Raw genomic sequence first — 1,329 nt, 5'->3', positions numbered from 1 at the left:
GATAAAGTCCATATAATTGTGTAAAAGCAAAAAGGCCATATGAACGCCTCTTTACGGTACAATGTTTTTAACCACTAAAAACATACCCAGGAGGCAATCATATGACCCAAGTACATTTTACACTGGAAACAGAAGATATTCAAAGTTTAATTGACCAGTCGGTCAAAGATAATGCGGCTAAACAAATTTTACAAACTGTATTTAATCAGTTGATGGACGAGCAGCGAACAGATTATATTCAAGCCACAAACTATGAACGATCAGACGATCGAAGAAGCCAACGCAACGGCTATTATGAAAGAGAATTAACGACTCGTATTGGCTCTCTTGAGTTGAAAGTTCCCCGAACACGCGACGGTGAATTTGCACCGACTGTATTTGAGCGGTATCAACGCAATGAGAAGGCTTTGTTAGCCTCTATGTTAGAGATGTATATTTCTGGTGTCTCTACACGTAAAGTCTCTCAAATCGTTGAAGAACTATGCGGTAAATCAGTCTCTAAATCCTTTGTCTCCAGTTTAACTGCCCAGTTAGACCCTATGGTCTCTGAATGGCAAAATCGTTTTCTATCAGACAGGTCTTTCCCTTATGTTATGACAGATGTTATCTACATCAAAATCAGAGAGAATCATCGTGTCGTATCTAAAAGCTGCCATATAGCGATTGGCATATCAGAAGATGGAGAGCGTGAGATTATTGGCTTTATGATTCAAGATGAAGAAAGTGACGAAACTTGGTCTCTCTTCTTCGACTACCTCAAAACCAGAGGGTTAAGTGAAGTGGAAATGGTCATTTCCGATGCCCACAAAGGCTTAGTCAAAGCCATCAAGAAGTCATTTACAAACGCTTCATGGCAACGATGCCAGGTTCACTTTATGCGTAATATCCTCAATTGTATCCCTAAGAAAGATTCAAAACCTTTCAGAGAAGAAGTCAAAGCACTCTTCAAATTTACGGATATTGAAACGGCTCGCAAGGCTAAAAATACTATAGTAAGTGCCTATAGCGAACAATCAAAATACCATAAAGCCTGTGAAAAACTAGATGAAGGATTCGAAGATGCCTTTCAATACGCCGTTGTCGGTAAAGGTCAATCGAGATTAAAAAGCACGAATCTTCTTGAACGGTTAAATGAAGAAGTCAGACGCAGAGAAAAAGTTATCCGAATCTTTCCGAATCACGCCTCTGCCAATCGTTTAATCGGTGCAGTTCTTATTGACCGTCACGAAGACTGGCTAAGCTCTACCAGAAAATATATTCAATTTTAACCTATAGGTTAAAGCTTTAAAACAGTGTACTGTATTTTACACAATTTTATGGACTTGACTT

At 39.0% G+C, this 1,329-nt stretch carries 1 protein-coding gene; it reads left to right on the top strand.

The window, feature by feature from the left end; genetic code table 11:
- Positions 1-101 precede the first annotated feature (101 nt).
- On the top strand, positions 102-1,268 hold the full coding sequence (locus FC62_RS07865) for an IS256 family transposase (protein WP_000195404.1): 1,167 nt from the start codon (positions 102-104) through the stop codon (positions 1,266-1,268).
- The last annotated feature ends 61 nt before the right edge of the window (positions 1,269-1,329 follow it).

Source organism: Amylolactobacillus amylotrophicus DSM 20534 (assembly GCF_001434555.1).
Lineage (GTDB): Bacteria > Bacillota > Bacilli > Lactobacillales > Lactobacillaceae > Amylolactobacillus > Amylolactobacillus amylophilus.
The sequence above is the reverse complement of the archived record's forward strand: the minus strand, read 5'-3'. Positions and strand labels throughout refer to the sequence as shown.

Bases quoted from the DNA above. Each gene is read 5' to 3' on its own strand.
- FC62_RS07865 (WP_000195404.1), top strand. From the start codon at position 102: ATGACCCAAGTACATTTTACACTGGAAACAGAAGATATTCAAAGTTTA.